Annotated in this window: 18 protein-coding genes; 11 read left to right on the top strand and 7 right to left on the bottom strand. The window is 73.4% G+C overall.

Annotated elements, in window-relative coordinates:
• Window positions 1–22: 22 nt before the first annotated feature.
• Both Athai_RS20065 and Athai_RS20070 read right to left on the bottom strand, forming a co-directional pair.
• A complete protein-coding gene (locus tag Athai_RS20065; RefSeq protein WP_203962923.1) occupies window positions 23–925 on the bottom strand; it encodes an HNH endonuclease family protein in 903 nt (300 codons plus the stop codon).
• Window positions 926–1,046: 121 nt separating this feature from the next.
• Complete coding sequence (locus tag Athai_RS20070) at window positions 1,047–1,799, bottom strand: SDR family oxidoreductase (RefSeq protein ID WP_203962924.1); 753 nt, start codon at window positions 1,797–1,799, stop codon at window positions 1,047–1,049.
• Window positions 1,800–1,878: 79 nt separating this feature from the next.
• Here Athai_RS20070 and Athai_RS20075 point away from each other — a divergent pair, with 79 nt between their 5' ends.
• From Athai_RS20075 to Athai_RS20090, 4 genes are all read left to right on the top strand, one after another.
• Entirely contained in the window at window positions 1,879–2,478 is a 600-nt protein-coding gene (locus Athai_RS20075) for a TetR/AcrR family transcriptional regulator (protein WP_203962925.1), read from the top strand.
• 221 nt (window positions 2,479–2,699) lie between these two features.
• Window positions 2,700–4,622, top strand: a complete 1,923-nt coding sequence (locus tag Athai_RS20080) for a Tox-REase-5 domain-containing protein (protein WP_203965951.1) — start codon at window positions 2,700–2,702, stop codon at window positions 4,620–4,622.
• Between the two features lie 112 nt (window positions 4,623–4,734).
• Complete coding sequence (locus tag Athai_RS20085) at window positions 4,735–5,460, top strand: Imm52 family immunity protein (RefSeq protein WP_203962926.1); 726 nt, start codon at window positions 4,735–4,737, stop codon at window positions 5,458–5,460.
• Window positions 5,461–5,840: 380 nt separating this feature from the next.
• On the top strand, window positions 5,841–6,740 hold the full coding sequence (locus Athai_RS20090) for a hypothetical protein (RefSeq protein WP_203962927.1): 900 nt from the start codon (window positions 5,841–5,843) through the stop codon (window positions 6,738–6,740).
• Window positions 6,741–6,835: 95 nt separating this feature from the next.
• Here the strand turns inward: Athai_RS20090 and Athai_RS20095 are convergent, their stop codons facing one another.
• Both Athai_RS20095 and Athai_RS20100 read right to left on the bottom strand, forming a co-directional pair.
• Entirely contained in the window at window positions 6,836–8,044 is a 1,209-nt protein-coding gene (locus Athai_RS20095; RefSeq protein WP_203962928.1) for an acyl-CoA dehydrogenase family protein, read from the bottom strand.
• A 7-nt stretch (window positions 8,045–8,051) separates the two neighbouring features.
• Window positions 8,052–8,498, bottom strand: coding sequence for an SCP2 sterol-binding domain-containing protein (locus tag Athai_RS20100; protein ID WP_203962929.1), 447 nt, complete (start codon window positions 8,496–8,498; stop codon window positions 8,052–8,054).
• 135 nt (window positions 8,499–8,633) lie between these two features.
• Between Athai_RS20100 and Athai_RS20105 the strand changes: the two genes are divergently transcribed.
• A complete protein-coding gene (locus Athai_RS20105; RefSeq protein ID WP_203965954.1) occupies window positions 8,634–9,242 on the top strand; it encodes a TetR/AcrR family transcriptional regulator in 609 nt (202 codons plus the stop codon).
• 113 nt (window positions 9,243–9,355) lie between these two features.
• Here the strand turns inward: Athai_RS20105 and Athai_RS20110 are convergent, their stop codons facing one another.
• Together Athai_RS20110 and Athai_RS20115 are read right to left on the bottom strand one after the other, a co-directional pair.
• Window positions 9,356–10,174 carry a MaoC/PaaZ C-terminal domain-containing protein gene (locus tag Athai_RS20110; RefSeq protein ID WP_203962930.1) on the bottom strand — a complete coding sequence of 273 codons (819 nt, stop codon included), beginning with the start codon at window positions 10,172–10,174 and terminating at the stop codon, window positions 9,356–9,358.
• Window positions 10,175–10,252: 78 nt separating this feature from the next.
• Window positions 10,253–11,737, bottom strand: coding sequence for a 3-oxoacyl-ACP reductase (locus tag Athai_RS20115; protein WP_203962931.1), 1,485 nt, complete (start codon window positions 11,735–11,737; stop codon window positions 10,253–10,255).
• A gap of 50 nt (window positions 11,738–11,787) precedes the next feature.
• Here Athai_RS20115 and Athai_RS20120 point away from each other — a divergent pair, with 50 nt between their 5' ends.
• From Athai_RS20120 to Athai_RS20130, 3 genes are read left to right on the top strand one after another with little or no spacing between them, the layout of a single operon-like run.
• The gene (locus Athai_RS20120; RefSeq protein WP_420829793.1) at window positions 11,788–13,089 is read left to right on the top strand and encodes an acetyl-CoA C-acetyltransferase; all 1,302 of its coding nucleotides are present in this window, start codon (window positions 11,788–11,790) and stop codon (window positions 13,087–13,089) included.
• 11 nt (window positions 13,090–13,100) lie between these two features.
• Window positions 13,101–15,020, top strand: a complete 1,920-nt coding sequence (locus Athai_RS20125) for an AMP-dependent synthetase/ligase (protein WP_203962933.1) — start codon at window positions 13,101–13,103, stop codon at window positions 15,018–15,020.
• Between the two features lie 15 nt (window positions 15,021–15,035).
• Complete coding sequence (locus tag Athai_RS20130) at window positions 15,036–16,439, top strand: MCE family protein (RefSeq protein ID WP_203962934.1); 1,404 nt, start codon at window positions 15,036–15,038, stop codon at window positions 16,437–16,439.
• 199 nt (window positions 16,440–16,638) lie between these two features.
• Here Athai_RS20130 and Athai_RS20135 read toward each other — a convergent pair whose 3' ends face one another.
• The gene (locus Athai_RS20135) at window positions 16,639–17,223 is read right to left on the bottom strand and encodes a TetR/AcrR family transcriptional regulator (RefSeq protein ID WP_203962935.1); all 585 of its coding nucleotides are present in this window, start codon (window positions 17,221–17,223) and stop codon (window positions 16,639–16,641) included.
• Window positions 17,224–17,347: 124 nt separating this feature from the next.
• On the opposite strand from Athai_RS20135, the gene Athai_RS20140 reads away from it, so the two are divergent.
• The 3 genes from Athai_RS20140 to Athai_RS20150 are packed head-to-tail and all read left to right on the top strand — an operon-like array spanning window position 17,348 to window position 20,635.
• On the top strand, window positions 17,348–18,895 hold the full coding sequence (locus Athai_RS20140; protein WP_203962936.1) for a flavin-containing monooxygenase: 1,548 nt from the start codon (window positions 17,348–17,350) through the stop codon (window positions 18,893–18,895).
• The gene (locus Athai_RS20145; protein WP_203962937.1) at window positions 18,868–19,782 is read left to right on the top strand and encodes an alpha/beta fold hydrolase; all 915 of its coding nucleotides are present in this window, start codon (window positions 18,868–18,870) and stop codon (window positions 19,780–19,782) included. Before Athai_RS20140 ends, Athai_RS20145 begins: the two co-directional genes overlap by 28 nt.
• Window positions 19,763–20,635, top strand: coding sequence for an SDR family oxidoreductase (locus Athai_RS20150; protein WP_203962938.1), 873 nt, complete (start codon window positions 19,763–19,765; stop codon window positions 20,633–20,635). The genes Athai_RS20145 and Athai_RS20150 overlap by 20 nt, the downstream gene beginning before the upstream one ends.
• The last annotated feature ends 21 nt before the right edge of the window (window positions 20,636–20,656 follow it).

Genomic DNA, 20,656 nt, shown 5'->3' on the forward strand with positions numbered 1-20,656 from the left:
GGCCGGAACCGACCCGGACCACTCAGTTCGCGGTGCGCCAGCGTGGTCGCTCCCCGGCCGGGCCGGTGCACACCATCGCGGTGCCGCCGGCCGTCCGGCCGCGCGCGTCCGGTGTGCCACACCAGGATCCGGGATGTACGGTCGGTGCCGCCGACGTCGCGCCGGAGCTCGGCACGCCCGTACCCGGGGCGCTCGGATCCGGGGCGCTCGGATCCGGGCCGCTCGGATCCGGGCCACCCGGATCCGAGCCGGCGCCGCAGCCGTGCAGGATCCGGGCGATCGCGTCGTGCTCCGCCGGGGTCACCCACAGCCCGTAGTTCGCTTTCACCCGCACCTGACCAGCCACGTACCGGCAGCGGTAGCCGACGTTGGGCGGCAGCCAGGTGGACGCGTCCTGGTCGCCCTTGGACTCGTTCGCCGGGCCGTCGACCGCGACCAGGTTGGCCGGATCGTTGGCCAGCCGCTTCCGCTTGTCGGCGCTCCAGCCGCGGGCCCCGGTGCGCCACGCGTTCGCCAGCGGCACCAGGTGGTCGATCTGCACCGCCGTCGAGGTCCGCGCCCCACGCCGGAACGCGATGGTACGGCCGGTGTACGGGTCGTGCAGGCTGCCGGACAGCACGGTGCAGCCGTCGGAGTCCCGGCGCACCGCGGTCAGGTCCCGGGCCAGCACGTCGTCGCGGGTGTCGCAGCCGTTGTGGTCCACGTCGGCCCAGGCCGGGCCGTACCGGTCCCGGCGGTACCCGGCCATGCTGCCCGGGGCGCGGACGGTGAGCTTCGCCAACTGCGCCAAGGCGACCGCGTTCGGCGAGCCGCTCGGCCCCAGCCCGGCACCGGAGGCGGTCGGCCCGCACCCGGCCGCGGCGAGCACCAGCACGACGGCGACGACGAGGGCGGTGCGGCGGAGGGGCCGCTGCTGGGTGGACACGCCGGACATGCTTCCGTACCACCGATCACACCGCCGCCCCGGCCCACGGAGTGGGCCCGCGCCACCGGACCACACCACGGTACGGGTCGGTACCGTCACGGCGTGATCGGCGCGGTACCGGTCAGAGCAGCGATCCGCCGCTCGCGTCGATCCACTGGCCGGTGACCCAGCGCGCGTCCGGCGAGGCGAGGAACGCGACGATGTCGGCGACCTCGGCCGGCGCCGCGACCCGACCCAACGGTGACAGTGCGGCGATCTGGGCCCGGCCCTGCTCGGTCCCGAGCCGGGCGGCGTTCATGTCGGTGTCGGTGGCGCCGGGGCCGACCGCGTTGACGGTGATGCCGCGGGGGCCGAGCTGCTTGGCCAGGGTGGCGGTCAGGGCGTCCAGCGCCGCCTTGGACATCGAGTAGGCGAGCAGGTCCGGGTTGCGGGCGCCGTGGGTGAACCGGGTCGACACGTTGACGATCCGCCCGCCGTCCCGCAGCCGGGACAGGCCCTGTTGGATCAGGAAGAACGGCGCCTTGGTGTTGACCGCGAACACGTGGTCGTACGCCGCGTCGTCGACCTGCTCGTACGGCGTCCGGCCGCCCAGCACGCCGGCGTTGTTGACCAGGATGTCCACCCCGTCGGCGTGGCGGTCGTACGCCGCCCACAGGGCCGCGGCGTCGCCGGGCACGCCGAGTTCGGCGCCGAGGCGGAACGCCTGCCCGCCGGCCGCCTCGATCACCGCGACGGTCTGTGCCGCCGCGTCGGCGCTCGTCCCGTAGTGCACGCCGACCCGGGCGCCGTCGGCGGCCAGCCGCCGCGCGATCGCCCGGCCGATCCCCCGGCCGGCTCCGGTCACCAGCGCGGTGCGCCCCGTCAACCTGCCCATCGGCCCGCCCCTTTCTCTAGCGATCGTTACAGAGCGAGACGCTAGCACATTATCTAGCGAACGTTATAGAATGGTGGCCATGGCGACGGCAGGACGCGGGCGGCCCCGCTCGTTCGACCGGGACGCAGCGCTGGACCAGGCGGTCCGGCTGTTCTGGCGGCGCGGTTACGAGGCCACCTCGATCCGCGACCTGACCAGCGAACTCGGCATCGGCGCGCCCAGCCTCTACCACGCCTTCGGCGACAAGCAGCAGCTGTTCGCCGAGGCGCTGCGGCGCTACGACACCCGGTACGGGCAGTTCATCGACCGGGCCCTGGCCGAGGAGCCGACCGCGCGCGACGCAGCGGCACGGGTGCTGCACGAGGGGCCCCAGCGCTACACCCGGCGCGGCCTGCCGACCGGCTGTCTGATCGCGAGCGGCGACGCGAACACCGACAACGCCGAGGTGCGCGACCTGCTCCGGCAGCTGCGCAACGCCAAGGTCGCCGGGTGCGCGGCGAAGATTCGGGCCGACGTCGCCGCCGGCCGGCTGCCCGCCGACACCGACGCCACCGCCCTCGGCCGGTACCTGATGACCACCCTGAGCGGCATCGCCCAGGCGGCGCGCGACGGCGTGGGCCGGCCGCAACTCGAACGTGTCGCCGCACTGGCCCTGCGCGCCTGGCCGACAGCCAGCTGACGCGGCCCGGGTCGAGCGAGCACCGACCGCCACGGCCGCCGAGCGGCCACGGGTACGGCGGACGGCGGACGGCGCCTCAGCGTGAGCGATCATCCGTGCCGCGCTCCCCGTTCGACCCTTCCCACCACCACTTTCATCGTTTGCGCCGTTATTGACAAGATCAGGTTGGCATCGCCCTGATACAACATCCACGTCCGTTTCACGACGTGCATGGGGGATTCATGGACGTGCAGACCCACGGCGCCAACCTGCGCAGACGCCGCGGCGCCCGGTCACCGGTGCCTCGGCTGGCCCGATTGCTGGCCGGCCTGGTCGCGGTGTTGTGCGTGGTGCTGCTGGCACCGGCCGCCGCGGCCGCGGCGGCCGACACCGACGGCGGCCCCGGCAAGTGGTACGCCGCGCCGAACAAGACCGGCGGCCCGAAGCCGGGCAGCCAGGCATGGAAGTACGAGCAGCAGTTCAAGAGCCAGGGCCACGGGAACATGGGCTACTGGGTGCCGAAGCCGGCGACCCGGAACAGCCCCGGGTTCGACATCGACACCTGGATCCCGAAGCGCAACGCCGACGGCACCTGGGACGGCGTCGAGTTCGACGGGTACGACCCGAACGCCGACAACGGCCCCGGCAAGCCGCGCGGCGCGCTGGTCGATGCCAAGGGCGCCCGCTACGCCTACCTGCTGGACTACCAGAAGAAGAACGGCGAGTACCTCAAGGCGCGACGCGAGCTGCTCAAGGAGGCGACCCGGCAGGTCGACGCGGCCGGACCGACCAAGACCCCGATCGACTGGCACTTCGCCGAGGAGTCGGCGCACCAGAAGATGAACGGTCAGCTCGGCCGGATGGGGATCCGATCGAACTTCACCGATCCGAAGAACCCCTCGGTGTTCGACGCGCCCGGCAGCCCGGCCGATCCGGAGGGCATCGGGGTGCAGCGCGGCGCGATCCCGACCGCCAAGCCGGGCGGGATCGACCTCTCGTCGGTGCGACTGAACTACCTGTCCGCCGACGACTCGCACGGTGCCCGCGGCATCAAGTACTCGTTCAACTCCGGCACCGGTGCGCTCAGTGGCAAGGCGCTGGAGCAGGCGCGGGAACAGTCGGACGCGTTCTTCGTCTGGCTGGAACTGCAGCCGTCGACGTTCTGGGTCAACCTGAACCCGGCCCAGCCGGACAAGATCATCGACCCGCAGCTGGCCCGGACCGACGTCGGCAAGGTCCTGCTCTCCTCCGACCTGGAGCTCAAGCGGGAGTTCACCCGGCTGCAGAACCCGGACACGCCGACCGGGGCGGAGTTCTTCCGCAAGATCTACCTGGCCGGACCGGACTCGGACCACTGCCTGTCGTACCGGGCGTGGATCACGCCGAAGCCGGCGAGCGTGCGGCAGACCAACGGCTCGCTGTACATCCTGGACGCGCCGTTGCGGGTGCGGACCGCCACGCTCTACACCACCGACCCCAAGACCGGTAAGCGGACCTGCCCCGGCCAGAGCAAGGCCCGCGCCGACTACAACCAGCGGGTGCTGCGCCAGCTGCTGGTGCCGAAGGTCGAGCAGGCGATCAACAGCGACAGCCGGTTCGCCACGCTGCGGCGGGTGTACCTCAGCCGGGTCGCCGCCGAGTGGTACCGGCAGGTCAGCGCCAAGCACGACACGATGTACCGGCGACTGATCAACCAGGGCATCCTCGGGCCGTGGGTGTCCCGCACGCCGTGGAGCCCGCGGGACATCTACGACCAGTACCTGAAGGAGTACGACGCCACCACCGGCAGCATCGTCGTCGGGAGCACGACGTACTCGTTCCACTACGGTGGCGTGGACTTCTCCCGGGCGCCGTCGGCGCCGGTGTCCCAGCAGCAGTTCGCCGCGAAGCATCCGCAGCTGCCGAAGACGGTCGACAAGTCCATCGACAAGCCGACCACGGATCCGGACGACGACACGACCTGGGCCGGCGGCACGGTGACCGTCGCCCGGGACTCCGGTGGCGCCTCGCCGCCACCGGAGGGGCAGGGCGGTGGCGGCCCGGTGCTGCCGGTGACCGGGACCCCGCTGTGGTCCTCGATCCTGGTCGGGCTGGTGCTGCTGGCCAGCGGCTTCGCCCTGGTGTACCTGTTCCGGCGGCGCCGGCAGGGCCGGCACGCGGCCTGATCCACCCGGGCTGGCCGGTGCAGCCGACCGGGCGCGCCGGCACCGTCTACCGTGCACGGCACGGGGCGTTCGCGTCCCGTGCCGTGCACCACGACCGCGGACGAGGAGTGACATGAGTGCGAACCGGTCCGGCTGGCCCGAGGGGGCCGAGCCGAGTTCCGCCGCCTGGACCCTCGACGGCGTGTGCCGCGGCCGAACCGACGACCTCGCGTCCTGCGCCGACCGGCTCGGCCGGTTCCTGCGCGGTCTCGCGGCGACCGACCGCACCCTCGCCCGGTGGTACGACGAGGACGACCAGCCGGTCGCCCTCGACCCGGCGGCGATGCACGCCCTGGTCGAGCGGAGTCGCCAGGACGACGATCCGGAGGGCACCTTCGGTTCGATCGTGCTGCTGCACAACGGGCAGGACGACGAACGCGGCGCCGCCATCGTGGAGATCGTCTGCGGCGCCGGTTCCGCGTACGTCCCCGACACCCTCGCGGTGACCCTCCCGCGGCCCGACGACGCGCCCGACCTGTACCGGCGGGATCGGATGATCGGGCTGCTCGATGTCGCCATCGACGCCTGGCAGCCGGACTGGTGCCGCGTCCGGCCGCAGCACCCCGGCGCCGCGGCCACCGACCCGCACAGCCTGGCCGCGCTGTCGTCCTGGCTGGTCTACCTCGACCACGCGGTGTACTCCCGAGCCGGCGAGCTGCCCGCCGGCGTCCGGGCACTCGCACGCGAGCACGGCGAGCTGTTCGTCCTCGCCGACACCCCGCAGCAGCTCGACCCGCCCACCATCGACGCGCTGCGCGCCGCCATCACCTTCACCCCCGACTGGACCGACCTGGCCTAGGGCGTGTCTTCGTGGCTCCGCCCGGGCGAGCCGGAGTCCGTTCGTTCGCTCGCAAGGCGCAGGTGCGGGTGCATGCCGGTGTCGTATGCGCCCGTGCCGACAACGCCGCGAGCGGGCGAACGGGCCCGACGCAGCAGGGCGGCTGGCCACGAAGACACGCCCCAGAAGCCCGCTGCCGACGGCGCGTGCTGATGCCGGGCACGCCGGCGCGGTGCGGCGGATCGACCTGCGGTGCGGGGTCTTCTCGTCCGATCGGACGGCACCGGTGGTCCGATCGGCGGCCGGCACCGACGACCGGCCACTACTCCCTGGTAGCTGATACGGCGCACCGGGCCAGCCCGATGCAGACCGTGAAGCACTCTCACCAGAAAGGGAGTCCGTTGAAGATTCGAACCCTGACCGTCGGCGCGCTCGCGGGGGGCGCGCTCGCGCTCACCGGCGCCGCGCCCGCGCTGGCCGACACCGGCAGTACGTTCAAGGACACCATCCACATCGTCAACGACGTCGACAGCGGCCACCACGGCTACTGGGCCCGGCTGAACCTGCACCGGTCGGTCACCATCACCTCGGGCGACACCGACGGCACCTGGACCGTGCAGCTGCACGACCAGGGCACCTTCGCCACCATCGGCGGGGCGGCGAACTCACCCCACGAGGGCGACCGGGTGCGCGGCGTGAAGGGTACCGTGACCGGCGACTACACGCTGACCGTTCACAGCGCGACGCCGCCGTCGACCAAGGGCGTCGGCAACCGGTACGACTACGCGTGCGACGTGCACGGCACCGGCGACCGCGGTACCGACTGCCCGGGCATGCCGGCGTCGACGTCGGACTGGCCGAAGCTCTACTTCGGGCCCGACGCCCAGGTCACCGGCGGCGCCTACCAGTGGACGTACCACACCGACAGCTGCGGCGGGCAGACCTGGACCGACGCCTCGACCAACGGTGACGGTACCGACGCGGACGCGGGCGACATCACCGGCTGCAAGCCGTGCCCGCCGTCGACCTCGCCCAGCAGCTCGCCGTCCGAGTCGCCGTCGCAGGCGCCGAGCGATCAGCCGACGTCGCCGTCCGCGTCGCCGTCGCAGTCCGGCAGCACCGCGCCGTCGTCGTCCGCCTCGGCGCAGCCGTCCCTCACCCCGGCCGGCAACGGCGGCGGCTCCGGCAGCCTGCCGGTGACCGGTACCTCGCTGGGGCTGATCGCCGGTGGCGCGGTCGCGCTGCTCGGCGGTGGTACCGCGCTGCTGGTCCTGACGCGTCGCCGGCGCACCCAGGGCTGACCCGGGCAGGACGCGGGGGCCGGTGGCCCGGTGCGCAGCTGGTGCGCCGGGCCACCGCGGTGCACACGCCGCGGGGACGGCCGGGCGGGTGCGCCTCAGCGGATGTGCCGGCCGGTCAGTGCGCGGGCGATGACCAGCCGCTGGATCTCCGCGGTGCCTTCGAAGATCTGGTAGATCTTGGCGTCCCGGTGCATCCGTTCGACCGGGTGTTCCCGGCTGTAGCCGGCGCCGCCGAGGATCTGGATCGCCCGCTCGGTGGCCCAGACCGCGACGTCGCCGGCCTTCAGCTTGGACATCGAGCCCTGCGCGGCGTCGAACGTCTTGTCGTTGCGCCCCATCCAGGCCGCCCGCCATACCAGCAGCCGGGCCGCGTCGATCTCGGTACGCAGGTCCGCCAGGGTGAACGCGATCGCCTGGTTGTCGACGATGGGTCGGCCGAACTGCTCCCGGGTGCCGGCGTAGTCCAGCGCGTACTCGTAGGCGGCGCGGGCGATGCCGATCGCCTGGGCGCCGACGGTCGGCCGGCTCATCTCGAACGTCCCGAACGCCGCGTGGCCGCGCTCGCCCCGCGCCTCCCGGGCCCGGGCCAGGCGGGCGTCGAGCTTCTCCTTGCCGCCCAGGACGCAGCGGCCGGGCACCCGCACGTCGTCGAAGAACACGTCGGCGGTGTGCGAGGCGTGCAGGCCGTGCTTGCGGATCTTGCGGGTGGACACCACGCCGGCGGTGCCCGGCGGTACCACGAAGGCGGCCTGGCCGCGGCTGCCCAGCTCCGGATCGACCGAGGCCATCACGACGTGCACGTTGGCGATGCCGCCGTTGGTGATCCACGCCTTCTGACCGCTGATCACCCACTCGTCGCTGGCCTGGTCGTAGCGCGCCCGGGTACGCATCGCGCCGACGTCGCTGCCCGCCTCCGGCTCGGACACGCAGTACGCGGCGAGTCTCGGGTCGTCGGCGTCGCCGAAGCAGTCCGGTACCCACTCGGCGAGCTGGTCGGGGGTGCCGGCGGTGAAGATGCCGGCGACCGCGAGGGTGGTACCGAAGATGGACATGCCGATGCCGCCGTCGCCCCAGAACAGTTCCTCGTTGGCGATCGGCATGGACAGCCCGGTCGGGTCGGCCCACAGCTCGGCGATCGTCTCGAACCCGTACAGCCCGATCTTCGCGGCCTCGCGGATGATCTCCCACGGGGTCTCTTCGCGCTCGTCCCACTCGGCGGCGGCGGGCCGCACCACGTCGGCGGCGAACCCGTGCACCCAGTCGCGCAGGTCGCGCTGCTCCTCGGTCAGCTCCATCGAGAACATCGGGGCATCAGGCCTTCGGGATGTCGAAGTAGCTCGTGAGGCCGGCGCCGAGGGCGAGGTCGCCGGCCAGCTTCAGCTTGCGGGTCATGAACAGCGCCGGGCCGGACGCGTTGCCGGACACCAGTTTCAGGAACGAGACCGGGTCGGTGCTGATGGACAGCCGTGGCTTGGCGTCGGTGGGCGCCCCGACGGTGCAGGTGCCGTTGTCGATGACCTGCTCGTACTCGTCGTCCGGGTCGCCGGTGATGGTCCACCGGATCACCGCGGACAGGGTGCCGGCCCGCTCGGCGCGCAGCCGGCTGGACATCCGGCCGAACACCTCGTCCAGCACCGCGCGCCGGTGCGGCCCGCTCATCGCGGCCTCCAGCTCGCCCTTGGACGCCTGCTTGACCATCCGGGCGAACTCGTCCGGTGTCATGCCCGCGAAGTCCACCGTGGACAGATCCAGCACCATCGATCTCTCCCCACTTACTCACAAGTAACCCTACTTCGGAGTAAGGTTAGTGGTCGGACCGCTAAGGTGGCAAGGGTGAGCGGGGAGGCGACCACCAGGCGCAAGCGGCTGCCGCGCGCGGTGCGCGAGCAGCAGATGATGGACGCGGCGGTGGTCGTGTTCGCCCGGCAGGGATTCCACGCCGCGTCGATGGACGAGGTCGCCGAGCGCGCCGGCATCTCCAAACCGATGCTCTACCTCTACCTGGGCAGCAAGGAAGAGCTGTTCCTCGCCTGCATCCGGCGCGAGGCCGACCGGGTGCGCACCGCGATCGTCTCCGCGCTCGACGACGAGCACGGCGCCGACCTGCCACCCGACCGCGCCCTCTGGTACAGGCTGAGTGCCTTCTTCGCCGTCGTCGCGCAGCACCGGGACGCCTGGCGGGTGCTGCACCAGCAGGCACCGGCGCACGGCGAACCGTTCGCCGGCGAGGTCGCCGCGCTGCGGTCGGCCATCGTCGAGTTCGTCACGGTACTGATCGAGCGGGCCGTCGCCGAGCGCCATCCGCGCGGCCGGCGGCGGCCCACCGCCGACGATCTCGGTGCGTTGGCACACAGCCTGATCGGCGCCTGCGAGGCGCTCGCCGACTGGTCGGTGACCCGGCCCGACGAGAACCCCGACGTCACCAGCGCCCGGCTGATGAACTTCGCCTGGCTCGGCCTGGACAACCTGCTCCGCGGCACCCACTGGCCCCGCCCCCGCTGACCCGCACGACGGTACGCCGCCCGCGGCGCGCCGGTCACGGGCCGGCATGGTGGCACTCGCCGCGACGGTACGCCGGCCGCGGTGCGGCGCGGTGACGGTCACCGCCCCGTGCCTCAGCGCGGCGCGGTGACCTGCCCCGACAGCAGCAACCGGTCGGCCGGATCGGTCAGGGTGAACGTGATCGCGTCGGCGCCGATCCGGGCGCCGAAGCCGACCCGGCCGGGCAGCCGTACCGGACGGCGGAACCACACGGTGGCCTCGCCGCGCTCGGGCAGCCGTCCCCCCAGCGCCGCCAGGCAGCGCGCCGCGGACCACATGCCGTGCGCGATCGCGGTACGAAAGCCGAACGGCCGGGCGGTCACCGCGGACAGGTGAATCGGGTTGCGGTCACCGGACACCGCCGCGTACCGCCGGCCCAGTCCGGCCGGCAGCCGCCACCAGGCCTCCGCCGGCAGCGGCTCGCCGTCGGGTGCGGCCGGAGCGTCCACCGTGGACCGGAGCCGGACGGATCGGCTCAGGTAGGTGGAGCGGCCGAGCCAGACCTCGTCGCCGCCGGCGCGTACCCGGGTGAGTACGTCGATGGTGGCGCCGCGGTGGTGCGCCGCGAGGTTCGCCGCGGACACCTCGACGTCGAGGACCTCGTCGACCTCGACCGGGCGGTACCAGGTGAACACCTGTCGGGTGTGCACCAGCCCGGGCAGCCGGAACGGGAAGTCGCGGCCGGCCATCAGCGCCAGCGCGGGCGCGAAACCGAGCAGGTGCGGGTAGGCCGGCGGCACCGGCCCGGTCAGGGTGCAGCCGCAGACCCGGGCGTAGCGCAACAGGTGCGCCGGGTCGATCCGGACGTCGTCCCGGCGCACCACCGTGGCCGGCGCGGTCGTGGCGGCCGGCCGGGGCAGCAGCCCGCGCAGGTACGAGGCGGCGAGTCCCATCGCGCGTTCCCTTCTCCAGCAGGCGACGGGTCCCGTCGCTGGCGCCTTCGGCGGCTGGTGACCTGCTGCGGCTGGCGGTCAGGCACCGAGCAGGCTCTGCCCGCAGACCCGGATGGTCTGGCCGGTGATGCCGCCCGAGTCCGGCGCGGCGAGCCAGCTCACCGCCTCCGCGACGTCGACCGGCAGGCCACCCTGGGCGAGGCTGTTGGCGCGCCGCCCGACCTCCCGTACCGCCAGCGGCATGCCCGCGGTCATCCGGGTCTCGATGAAACCCGGCGCGACCGCGTTGATGGTGCCGCCGCGCCGCGCGAGCACCGCCGCGTACGCCTCGACCAGGCCGATCACGCCCGCCTTGCTGGTGGCGTAGTTGGTCTGGCCGGCCGCGCCGGCGATGCCGTTGAGCGAGGACAGGCAGACGATCCGGGCGCCGGGGCGCAGCGCCGCCGGGTCCTCCAGCAGCGCGGCGGTGAGCCGCTGCGGCGCGAGCAGGTTGACCGACAGCACGGTGTCCCACTCCGAAGCGGTCATCTTCGCCAGCGTCCGGTCCCGCAGCACGCCGGCGTTGTGCACCACGATGTCGACCCCGTCGTACCGCTGGGTCAGGTACGCGACGAGTTCGCGCGGCGCGGTCGGCGCGGTGATGTCCAGGTGCAGCGAGCTGCCGCCGACCCGGTTCGCGACCGCCGCCAGTGCCTCGCCCTGCGCCGGTACGTCCAGGCAGACCACGGTGGCGCCGTCGGCGGCGAGCGTCTCCGCGATCGCCGCGCCGATCCCCTGCGCCGCACCGGTGACCAGCGCCGTCCGGCCGGCCAGCGGCCGTTCGGCATCGACGGTGCCGCCGGCGGGTGCCGGGCCGACGTCGACGACCTGACCGGACACGTACGCCGAGCGCGGTGACAGCAGGAACCGCAGCGTGCTGCCCATCGAGGACTCCGCACCGGCGGCGACGCGCAGCAGCGAGACGGTGGCGCCGCGGCCGACCTCCTTGCCCAGCGACCGCACGAATCCGGTCAACGCGCGGCGGGCCAGGTGCGACGCGACGTCGGGGGCCTCGGCGGGCGGGCGGCCGAGTATCAGTATCCGACCGCCGGTGCGCAGCGACCGCACCCGCGGCCCGAGGAACTCCCGAAGGCCACCCAGCGCGGTGGCGTCGGTGATCGCGGACGCGTCGTACACCAGCGCCGCGGGGTGTTCGGCGGAGGCCACGAACTCGACGCCGGTGCCGGCGAGCGCGACACGCACGGCGTCCGCCAGCTCCCCGGCACCGCTGGCCGCGGGACGATCGGTGCCGTCGCCGGCCGCGGAACCGGCACCGGCTTCGGTTGCGGCGCTACCGGCCGCGGAACCGGGTTCGGTTGCGGCGCTACCGGCCGCACCGGAATCGGGACCGCCACCGGCGGTGGCGACGGGGCTCTCGCCGCCGCCGAGCACGATCGGCCCCGGCACCTCGGCCGGCCGCTGCGGGTCGCGGCGGGGCAGCACCGCGGGGCGCGGCAGGCCGAGGCGCCGGGCGATCGCCCGGCCGGGACCGGCGGAGGTGAAGCGCTGATATCGGTCGACCATGCCGACATCCTTACTTGCGAGTAAGTCTACCCGCAAGTATGGTCTGCGCCGTGAGGGTCGGCGTGCTCGGCGGCAACCGCATCCCGTTCGCCAAGGCGAACGGGCACTATGCCACCGCAACCAACCAGGACATGCTCACCGCCGCGCTGGACGGGCTGGTGGCCCGGTTCGGGCTGGCCGGTGAGCGGCTCGACGAGGTGGTCGGCGGCGCGGTGCTCAAGCACAGCCGCGACTTCAACCTCACCCGGGAGGCGGTGCTCGGCTCCCGCCTCGACCCGACGACCCCGGCGTACGACCTGCAACGGGCCTGCACGACCAGCCTGGAGGCGGCCGTCGCGGTGGCCAACAAGATCGAGCTGGGCCAGGCGGAGGCCGGCGTCGCCTGCGGCACCGACACCACCTCGAACGTGCCGATCGAGCTCAACGACGACCTGCGCGAGGTGCTGCTCGCCGCCAACCGGGCCCGCGGGGTGCTCGGCAAGGCACGCGCGCTGACCGGGCTGCGGCCGGGGCAGATCGTGCCGGCGATCCCGCGCAACGCCGAGCCGCGTACCGGCCTGTCGATGGGCGAGCACGCCGCGCGCACCGCCCGGCACTGGCAGATCGGCCGCACCGAGCAGGACGAGCTCGCCGCAGCGAGCCACCGCAACCTGGCCGCGGCGTACCGGGCGGGGCTGTTCGACCATGAAGTGACGCCCTACCTGGGGCTGCGGCAGGACGAGATCCTGCGTCCGGACGCGAGCGTCGAGACGCTGGCCGGCCTGCGGACCGTGTTCGGGTCGGACACGATGACCGCCGGCAACTCCACCCCGCTGTCCGACGGCGCCGCCGCGGTGCTGCTCGGCTCCGACGAGTGGGCGAAGCGGCACCGGATCCCGGTGCTCGCCCATCTGGTCGACGCGGCCAGCGGCGCGGTCGACTTCGTGCACGGCGACGACGGGCTGCTCACCACCCCGGTGTACCTGGTGCCGAAGCTGTTGGCGCGCAACGGGCTCACCCTCGACGACATCGACCTGTTCGAGCTGCACGAGGCGTTCGCCTCGCAGGTACTCGCCACCCTGGCGGCGTGGCGCGACCCGGAGTTCGGCCGGCAACGCCTGGGGTTGCCCGGCGCGTTCGGCGAGCTGGACCGCGATCGGCTCAACGTGGCCGGATCGTCGCTCGCGACCGGGCACCCGTTCGCCGCGACCGGGGCCCGGATCGTCGCCACCACGGCCCGACTGCTGCACGAGCGGGGCGCGAGACGCGGCCTGATCTCGATCTGCGCGGCCGGCGGGCAGGGCGTGGTCGCCCTGCTGGAACGGCCGGCGCCGGCCCGCAAGCGCCCGGCCCGGCGGACGGCGGCGCGTTAAGAGGTGGCGTGATGGTGGCGGAGTACGGTATCCCGGCGCTGGTCGATCCGCCGAGCGCGGGCGGTCTCGCCGACAGCGTGTACGCCACCGCCGCCCGCGCACCGCAGCTGGTGCTGTTTCGCCGCCGCACCGGCTCGGGCTGGGCCGACGTGACCGCGGCGCGGTTCGGCACCGAGGTACGGGCTGTCGCGGCCGGCCTGGTCGCGATCGGCGTCCGGCCCGGCGACCGGGTGGCGCTGATGTCGCGCAACCGGTACGAGTGGGCGGTGCTCGACTACGCGATCGCCTCGGTGGCGGCGGTCAGCGTGCCGATCTATCCGACCTCGTCGGCTGCACAGGTGGCCTGGATCCTGCGCGACTCGGGCGCGGTCTGCTGCGTCACCGAGACCGCCGGACACACCGCGACGGTGACCGCCGCCGGGCGTACGACCAGCGCCGATGCGGGCGAGTCGACTGCTGTCACCGGTGGCCGGAGCGATGCGGCCGTCGGCGGTGGATTGCCGGCGCTGGCCCACCGGTTCGAGCTGGACTCGGGCGGGCTCGACGAGTTGCGCCGGCGCGGCACCGCGGTCGACGGGTCCACGGTGGACGCCCGGCGGGCGTCGGTGGGGCCGGGCGACGCGGCGACGATCATCTACACCTCCGGTACCACCGGACGGCCGAAGGGCTGCGTGCTCACCCACGCGAACCTGATGGCGGAAGCGGACAACGCCACCGAACTGCTGTACCCGGTGTTTCGCGCGGTGTCCCGCCGCCCGGCGAGCACCGTGCTGTTCCTGCCGCTGGCACACGTGTTCGGCCGGGTGATCCAGGTCGGTTGCGTGCGGGCCGAGGTGTGCGTCGGCCACTCCCCCAGCGTCAAACCGGCCGAGCTGCTGCCCGACCTCGCCTCGTTCCGGCCCACCTTCCTGCTGGCCGTGCCGTACGTGTTCGAGAAGGTGTTCCACACCGCTCGGGCCACCGCGGAGGACCTCGGCCGGGCCGCGTCGTTCGACCGCGCGGCGCGGATCGCCACCGCGTACGGCGCGGCGCTGGAGCGGCGGGTCAACGGCACCGGGCGCGGGCCGGGGCTGCGGTTGCGGGCCGCGCACGCGCTCTACGACCTGCTGGTGTACCGCCGGGTCCGGGCGGCGCTGGGCGGCCGGGTCCGGTATGCCATCAGCGGCGGCGCGATGCTCGGCCGCCGCCTCGCGCTGTTCTTCGCCGGTGCCGGCATCGTGGTGTACGAGGGGTACGGGCTGACCGAGACGACCGCCGCCGCGACCGTCAACCCGCCGCTGGCGCCCCGGTTCGGCAGCGTCGGCCGGCCGCTGCCCGGTACCACCGTGCGGGTCGACGAGCACGGCGAGGTGCTGGTGCGCGGGCCGCAGGTGTTCGCCCGGTACTGGGGCGGCGACGAACCGGTGACCGCGGACGGCTTCCTCGCCACCGGCGACCTCGGCGAGCTGGACGACGACGGGTACCTGACGATCACCGGGCGGGCCAAGGAGATCCTGGTGACCACCGGCGGCAAGAACGTGGCTCCCGGCCCGCTGGAGGACGCGGTACGGGCCGACCCGCTGGTCAGCCAGTGCCTGGTGGTCGGCGACAACCGGCCGTACGTGGCGGCGCTGGTCACCCTGGACCCCGAGGCGGCGCAACGGTTCGCCGAGCGTGGCGGCGATGTCGAGGCGGCGGTGCAGCGCGCGATCGACCGGGCCAACGACACGGTGTCGCGGGCCGAGTCGATCCGCCGGTTCCGGCTGCTCGACGAGGACTTCACCGAGCAGAACGGGCTGCTCACCCCGTCGCTGAAGATGCGCCGAGACCGCATCGTCGCGGCGTACGCGCGGCAGCTCGACGACCTGTACGCAGCACGGACCGCCCCGGTTCCCGCGCAGCCCGGGGCGGTCGGATCGGACGCATCGAGGGACGACCGAATGCACACCTAGGGGTGGTGGTCCAGGGTGGACCCGAGGCAACCGGAAGGCGATCTGGTCGGCGAGACGCGGGTGACCGTGTGGCCGGCGGCGAAACCGTGGGGCTCGGGCGGCCGGGCGTTCCTCGGGCTGTGCTTCGTCCTGCTGGTGGTGGCGCTGCTGGCGGTCTCCGTCGGCGCGTACCGGAAGGTGTTCACGCCCGCCGTCATGGTCACCGTACTGACCGATCACACCGGCCTGCAGCTGGACCGCAACGCCGACGTGAAGCTGCGCGGCGTGGTCGTCGGACAGGTCCGCGAGATCGGCGCGGACGGCCGCACCGCCCGGCTGACCGTCGCGCTCGACCCCGGCTCGGTACCGCGGATCCCGTCCAACGTGTCCGCCTCGATGCTGCCCAAGACGCTGTTCGGGGAGAAGTACGTGTCGCTCGCCGCGCCGGCACATCCCTCCGGTACCCCGATCGCGGCCGGCGCGGTGGTGCACCAGGACCGGTCGGCCTCGGCGGTGGAGCTGGAACGCGTGTTGAACGCCGCGCTGCCGCTGCTCCAGGCGGTACCGCCGGAGAAGGTGTCGGCGACGCTGACCGCGCTGGCCACGGCGCTGCGGGGCCGCGGCGCGCAACTCGGCGACACCCTGGTCACGCTCGACCGGTACCTGACGGTGCTGAACGCCAACCTGCCCACGATCCGCGCGGACGTGCGCAAGCTCGCCGACGTGCTCGACACGTACACCGGGGCGCTGCCGGATCTGATGGCGGTACTGGCCAACCTGACGGTGACCGCGTCGACGGTCTCCGAGCAGCGTGCCGCGCTGTCCGAGTTCTGGTCCGAGACGACCGGACTGGCCGACACCGCGACGCCGTTCCTGCAGCGGCACGAGGGCCGGCTGATCCAGCTCGGCCACCTCAGCCGGCCGCTGCTGTGGGTGCTCGCCGAGTACGCACCCGAGTACCCGTGCCTGACCGCCGCCGCGGTGAAGCTGCAGCCCAACATCGAAGGTGCCTTCGACACCGGCCGGCTGCACATCACCCTGGAGATCACCCGCGACTCGGGCAAGTACCTGCCGGGCGACGAGCCGGTCAACCTGGCCGACCTCGGCCCGAAGTGCTGGGGTCTGCCGGACCATCCACCGGTGCCGGCGCCGGAGGCGCCCATCGACGACGGGTACGACCGGAGCGCCGACCACGGCGGTGTGGTGAGCGGGCTGCCGCAGGTGCCGATCGTGCGCGGCAAGGACGTGCCGCCGGACTCGTTCGGCCAGGGCGGCGGCACCGGCAGCGTCGAGATGGGCTACGCGGGTACCGCCGAGGAACGTGCCGTGGTCGATCCGCTCGTCGCCGCCGCCACCGGCCGCAACGTCACCGACCTCGGCGACATCACCGACCTGCTGTGGGGGCCGCTGCTGCGCGGCGCCCGCGTCGACGCCCGCTGACCCACGATGCGTATATGTGCGCAGAGCCGGCTCTGCGCACATATACGCACCAGCCGTGGTGCACTGGTGTGCGCAGAGCAAAGGACCGCACAACACCACCTCTGCTCGGTCAGCCTCCGCCCGGTCAGCCTCCGCCCGGTCAGCCTCCGCCCGGTCAGCCTCCGCCCGGTCAGCCTCCGCCCGGTCAGCCTCCGCTCGGTCAGCCCAGCACGGCCCGGTAGAACGACGACTCCAGGAACGCGGTCAGCCGCTCCCGCGACACCGGGCCGCCGGGGATCCAGGAGATGATGGCCTCCTCGGTGAAGGCCAACCAGGAACGGACCGCGATCGGTAGCAGCGCATCGTCGGGGTCGCCGCCGAGTTCGGCGATGCCGGCCATGATCCGGTCGACCAGCGCGCCGCGGGTCCGGTCGAAGATCTCCTGCATGGCGGCGTCCCCGCTGGCCGCGCCGCGCACCAGGGACAGGTACACCTCGCGCCGGGACGAGACGTAGTCGACCGAATCCTCGATCGAGGCACGCAGCTGCCGCGCCGACGGGAGCGCCGGGTCGGGGTCGGTGCCCTGCAACAGCCCGGCGGCCGCGGCCTGCACCACGGCGAGCTGGAAGCGCCGTTTGGAGCCGAAGTAGTGGAACAGCAGTGACCGGGAGATGCCCGCCGCGGCGGCGATCTCGTCCAGGTTGATGTCGTACAGGCTGGCCTTCGACAGCGCCTGCACGCCCAGCTCGACCAGCTGGGCGCGGCGGGCGTCCGGGTCGAGCCGGGTACGCCGGGGCACCGACACGGTCGCCCTCCCCTCTCGCGTCGCGGGGTGTTGCGGGCAAATCGGACCTGCTCGCCCTTGACGTCGCGACACCGTCAGCCTAGCTTATTGACTAACGGTCAATAGTGGGAAGCGTAGGCCACCCATGAACGAACACCACGACGACGAACACCACGACGACGAACACCACGACGACGAACACCACGACGTGCTCATCGTCGGCGCCGGGTTCTCCGGCCTCGGCGCCGCCGTCCGGCTGCGTCAGGCCGGCCGGCACGACTTCGTCGTCCTGGAGCGTGCCGACGACGTCGGCGGCACCTGGCGCGACAACGACTACCCCGGCGCCGCCTGCGACGTGCCGTCACACCTCTACTCGCTGTCGTTCGCGCCCAACCCGCGCTGGAGCCGGTCGTTCTCCCCGCAACCGGAGATCCGCCAGTACCTTCGGGATCTGGTGGCACGCTACGACCTGACGCCGCACCTGCGGCTCGGCCACGACCTGCTCGAGGCGCGGTGGGACGAGGCGACCGCTCGCTGGCGGGTGCGAACCGGCCAGGGCAGCTTCACCGGCCGGGTGCTGGTGCTCGGTACCGGGCCGCTGTCCGCACCGAAGCTGCCGGCGATCGACGGGCTCGACGACTTCGCCGGTACCACGTTCCACTCCGCGCGCTGGCGGCACGACCACGACCTGACCGGCCGGCGCGTCGCGGTGATCGGCACCGGCGCCTCGGCGATCCAGTTCGTGCCGCGCATCGCCGGGACGGTCCAGCGGCTGACCGTCTTCCAGCGCACCCCGCCGTGGATCATCCCGCGCAACGACCGGCCGATCAGCGGCCTGGAGCAGTGGCTGTACCAGCACCTACCACCGGCCCGGTTGGCGGTGCGCGCCGGCATCTACACCGCCCGGGAGACGCTGGCGGTCGGCATGACGCTGCAGCCCCCGCTACTCGACGCCGTGGCCGCCCTCGCCCGCGGCCACCTCCGCCGGCAGGTCCCCGACCCCGCGCTGCGCGACCGGCTGCGACCCGACTACCGGATCGGCTGCAAGCGCATCCTGCTGTCCGACGACTTCTACCCGGCCCTGGCCCGGGACAACGTCGAGCTCGTCACCGACTCGATCGACCGGATCGAGCCGGACGCGGTGCGCACCGCCGACGGCCGCCGGCACCCGGTCGACACCATCGTGTTCGGTACCGGCTTCGAGGCGACCCGGCCACCGATCGCCGCGGCCGTCACCGGACGCGACGGGGTGCGGCTGGCCGACGCCTGGGCGGACGGGATGAGCGCCTACCGCGGCTCCACGGTGGCCGGCTTCCCGAACCTGTTCCTGCTCATCGGCCCGAACACCGGGCTCGGTCACACGTCGATGATCTACATCATCGAGTCCCAGCTCAACTACCTGGTGACCGCACTGTCCAAGATGGACCAGCACGGCGTCGCCGCGATGGAGGTCGACGCGGGCGCGCAGCACGCGTACAACGAGGCGCTGCAACGGCGGCTCGGCAGCACCGTCTGGAACACCGGCGGTTGCGCCAGCTGGTACCTGGACGCGAACGGGCGCAACACCACCCTGTGGCCGTCGTTCACCTGGCGGTTCCGCCGGCTGACCCGCAACTTCGACCCGCGCGGCTACCACCTGCGCACCGAGCAGGAGGTGGCGGCCCGATGCACGCCGCAGACACCCGTACGGTGATCGCACCGGATGGCACCCGGCTCGCCGCGTACGTCAGCGGCCCGGCGGACGCCGGCACCACGCTGGTACTCGCGCACGGCTGGACCCTCACCTCCGTCGCCTGGCGCCCGGTGATCGCCCAGCTGCACCGGATCGCGCCACACCTGCGCGTCGTCGCGTACGACCAGCGACACCACGGCGACTCCGGCCGTGGCGACTCGACGCTGTCGATCGACCTGCTCGGTGCCGATCTCGGTGCGGTCGTCGACCAGCTGGCGCCGGACGGCCGGCTGCTGCTCGGCGGTCACTCGATGGGCGGCATGACGGTGCTGGCGCTCGCCGCCGCCCACCCCGAACTGATCGACGACCGGGTCGACGGGGTGCTGCTGGTCGGCACCTCCGCCGGCGACCTGGCCGGCGACCGGGGCGGGCTACTGGCGCTGTTCGGCGGCCCGGTCGGCGCCGCGCTGGCCACCTGTTCGTCCCTCGTGGACGGTGCCCGGAGGTTCGCCGCGCCGGTGCTGCCGGCGTACCGGCGGGCGCTGGGGCCGTTGCTGTTCGGCCCGATCGCCGCGCCGGAGGTGGTCCGGGTCGGCACCGAGCTGATCTTCGGCTGCCGGATCCGTACCGTGGTCGAGTTCGTCCCGGCGCTGCGCGGCCACGACAAGCGCAACGCCCTCGGGCCCCTCGCGGCGGTCCCGGTGCACGTGTTCGTCGGCCGGTACGACCGGCTCACGCCGCCGCGGCACGCCCGGTACCTCGCCGAGCACATCGACGGCGCGCAGCTCACCGTGCTGCCGCACTGCGGGCACATGCTCACCCTGGAGTGCCCGCAGCTGCTCGCCCGAACCATCGCCGCACTGGTGCAGCGGCGGGAAGGAGACCGGGATGCGTCGATCCCTGCGTGACGCCGTCGTGCTCGTCACCGGACCGGCCCGCGGCATCGGCGAGCGCGTCGCCCGGCTCGCCGCCGCCCGCGGCGCCCGGCTGGCGCTGGTCGGGCTGGAGGCCGCCCGGCTCGCCGCCCTCGCGGCCGAACTCGGTGACCGGCACAGCTGGTACCGCTGTGACGTGACCGACCAGGCCGAGCTGGACGCCGCGGTGGCCGGCACGATCGACCGGTACGGGCGGATCGACGTCGTCGTCGCCAACGCCGGCATCGCCAACAACGGCACGGTCGCGGTCAACCCGGCGGACGCGCTCGCCCGCACCGTGGAGGTGAACCTGATCGGCGTGATGCGTACCGTCTCGGCGACCCTGCCGGCGCTGCGGGAGAGCCGCGGTTACGCGTTGCTGGTCTCCTCCGCCGCGGCGTTCACCGTGCTGCCCGGCATGGCGGCGTACTGCGCGTCCAAGGCCGGCGTCGAGCAGTTCGGCAACGCGCTACGGCTGGAGGTGGCGCACCACGGCGTGGCGGTCGGCACCGCGCACCCGATCTGGGTGGACACCGACCTGGTCCGCGACCAGCAGCACGACCTGCGCACCTTCCGCGCGGTGGTGCGCAGGCTGCCCTACCCGCTCAACACCACCATCACCGTCGAGAAGTGCGCACTGTCCATCGTGGACGGTATCGAGCGCCGTGCCCGCCGGGTGTACGCGCCGCGTTCGCTCGCCGCCGTCCAGGCGCTGCGCACCATCTACACCGGGCCGGTCGCCGGCGCGGTGCTCGCCCGCGGCGCCCGCACCAGAGTGCCGGAGCTGGAGGCCGAGGTACGCGCGCTGGGCCGCTCTTTCGGATCCCGCAGCGCCGCGGACCGCTGAGCATGGCGCCGCGGCCGGCCG

Origin of the sequence: Actinocatenispora thailandica (assembly GCF_016865425.1) — a bacterium.
GTDB classification, from domain to species: Bacteria; Actinomycetota; Actinomycetes; order Mycobacteriales; family Micromonosporaceae; genus Actinocatenispora; species Actinocatenispora thailandica.

Bases quoted from the DNA above. Each gene is read 5' to 3' on its own strand.
- Athai_RS20075 (WP_203962925.1), top strand. From the start codon at position 1,879: ATGGCGACGGCAGGACGCGGGCGGCCCCGCTCGTTCGACCGGGACGCA.
- Athai_RS20095 (WP_203962928.1), bottom strand. From the start codon at position 8,044: ATGTTCTCGATGGAGCTGACCGAGGAGCAGCGCGACCTGCGCGACTGG.
- Athai_RS20110 (WP_203962930.1), bottom strand. From the start codon at position 10,174: ATGGGACTCGCCGCCTCGTACCTGCGCGGGCTGCTGCCCCGGCCGGCC.
- Athai_RS20100 (WP_203962929.1), bottom strand. From the start codon at position 8,498: ATGGTGCTGGATCTGTCCACGGTGGACTTCGCGGGCATGACACCGGAC.
- Athai_RS20140 (WP_203962936.1), top strand. From the start codon at position 17,348: ATGAACGAACACCACGACGACGAACACCACGACGACGAACACCACGAC.
- Athai_RS20125 (WP_203962933.1), top strand. From the start codon at position 13,101: ATGGTGGCGGAGTACGGTATCCCGGCGCTGGTCGATCCGCCGAGCGCG.
- Athai_RS20150 (WP_203962938.1), top strand. From the start codon at position 19,763: ATGCGTCGATCCCTGCGTGACGCCGTCGTGCTCGTCACCGGACCGGCC.
- Athai_RS20085 (WP_203962926.1), top strand. From the start codon at position 4,735: ATGAGTGCGAACCGGTCCGGCTGGCCCGAGGGGGCCGAGCCGAGTTCC.
- Athai_RS20105 (WP_203965954.1), top strand. From the start codon at position 8,634: ATGATGGACGCGGCGGTGGTCGTGTTCGCCCGGCAGGGATTCCACGCC.
- Athai_RS20115 (WP_203962931.1), bottom strand. From the start codon at position 11,737: ATGGTCGACCGATATCAGCGCTTCACCTCCGCCGGTCCCGGCCGGGCG.
- Athai_RS20145 (WP_203962937.1), top strand. From the start codon at position 18,868: ATGCACGCCGCAGACACCCGTACGGTGATCGCACCGGATGGCACCCGG.
- Athai_RS20080 (WP_203965951.1), top strand. From the start codon at position 2,700: ATGGACGTGCAGACCCACGGCGCCAACCTGCGCAGACGCCGCGGCGCC.
- Athai_RS20070 (WP_203962924.1), bottom strand. From the start codon at position 1,799: ATGGGCAGGTTGACGGGGCGCACCGCGCTGGTGACCGGAGCCGGCCGG.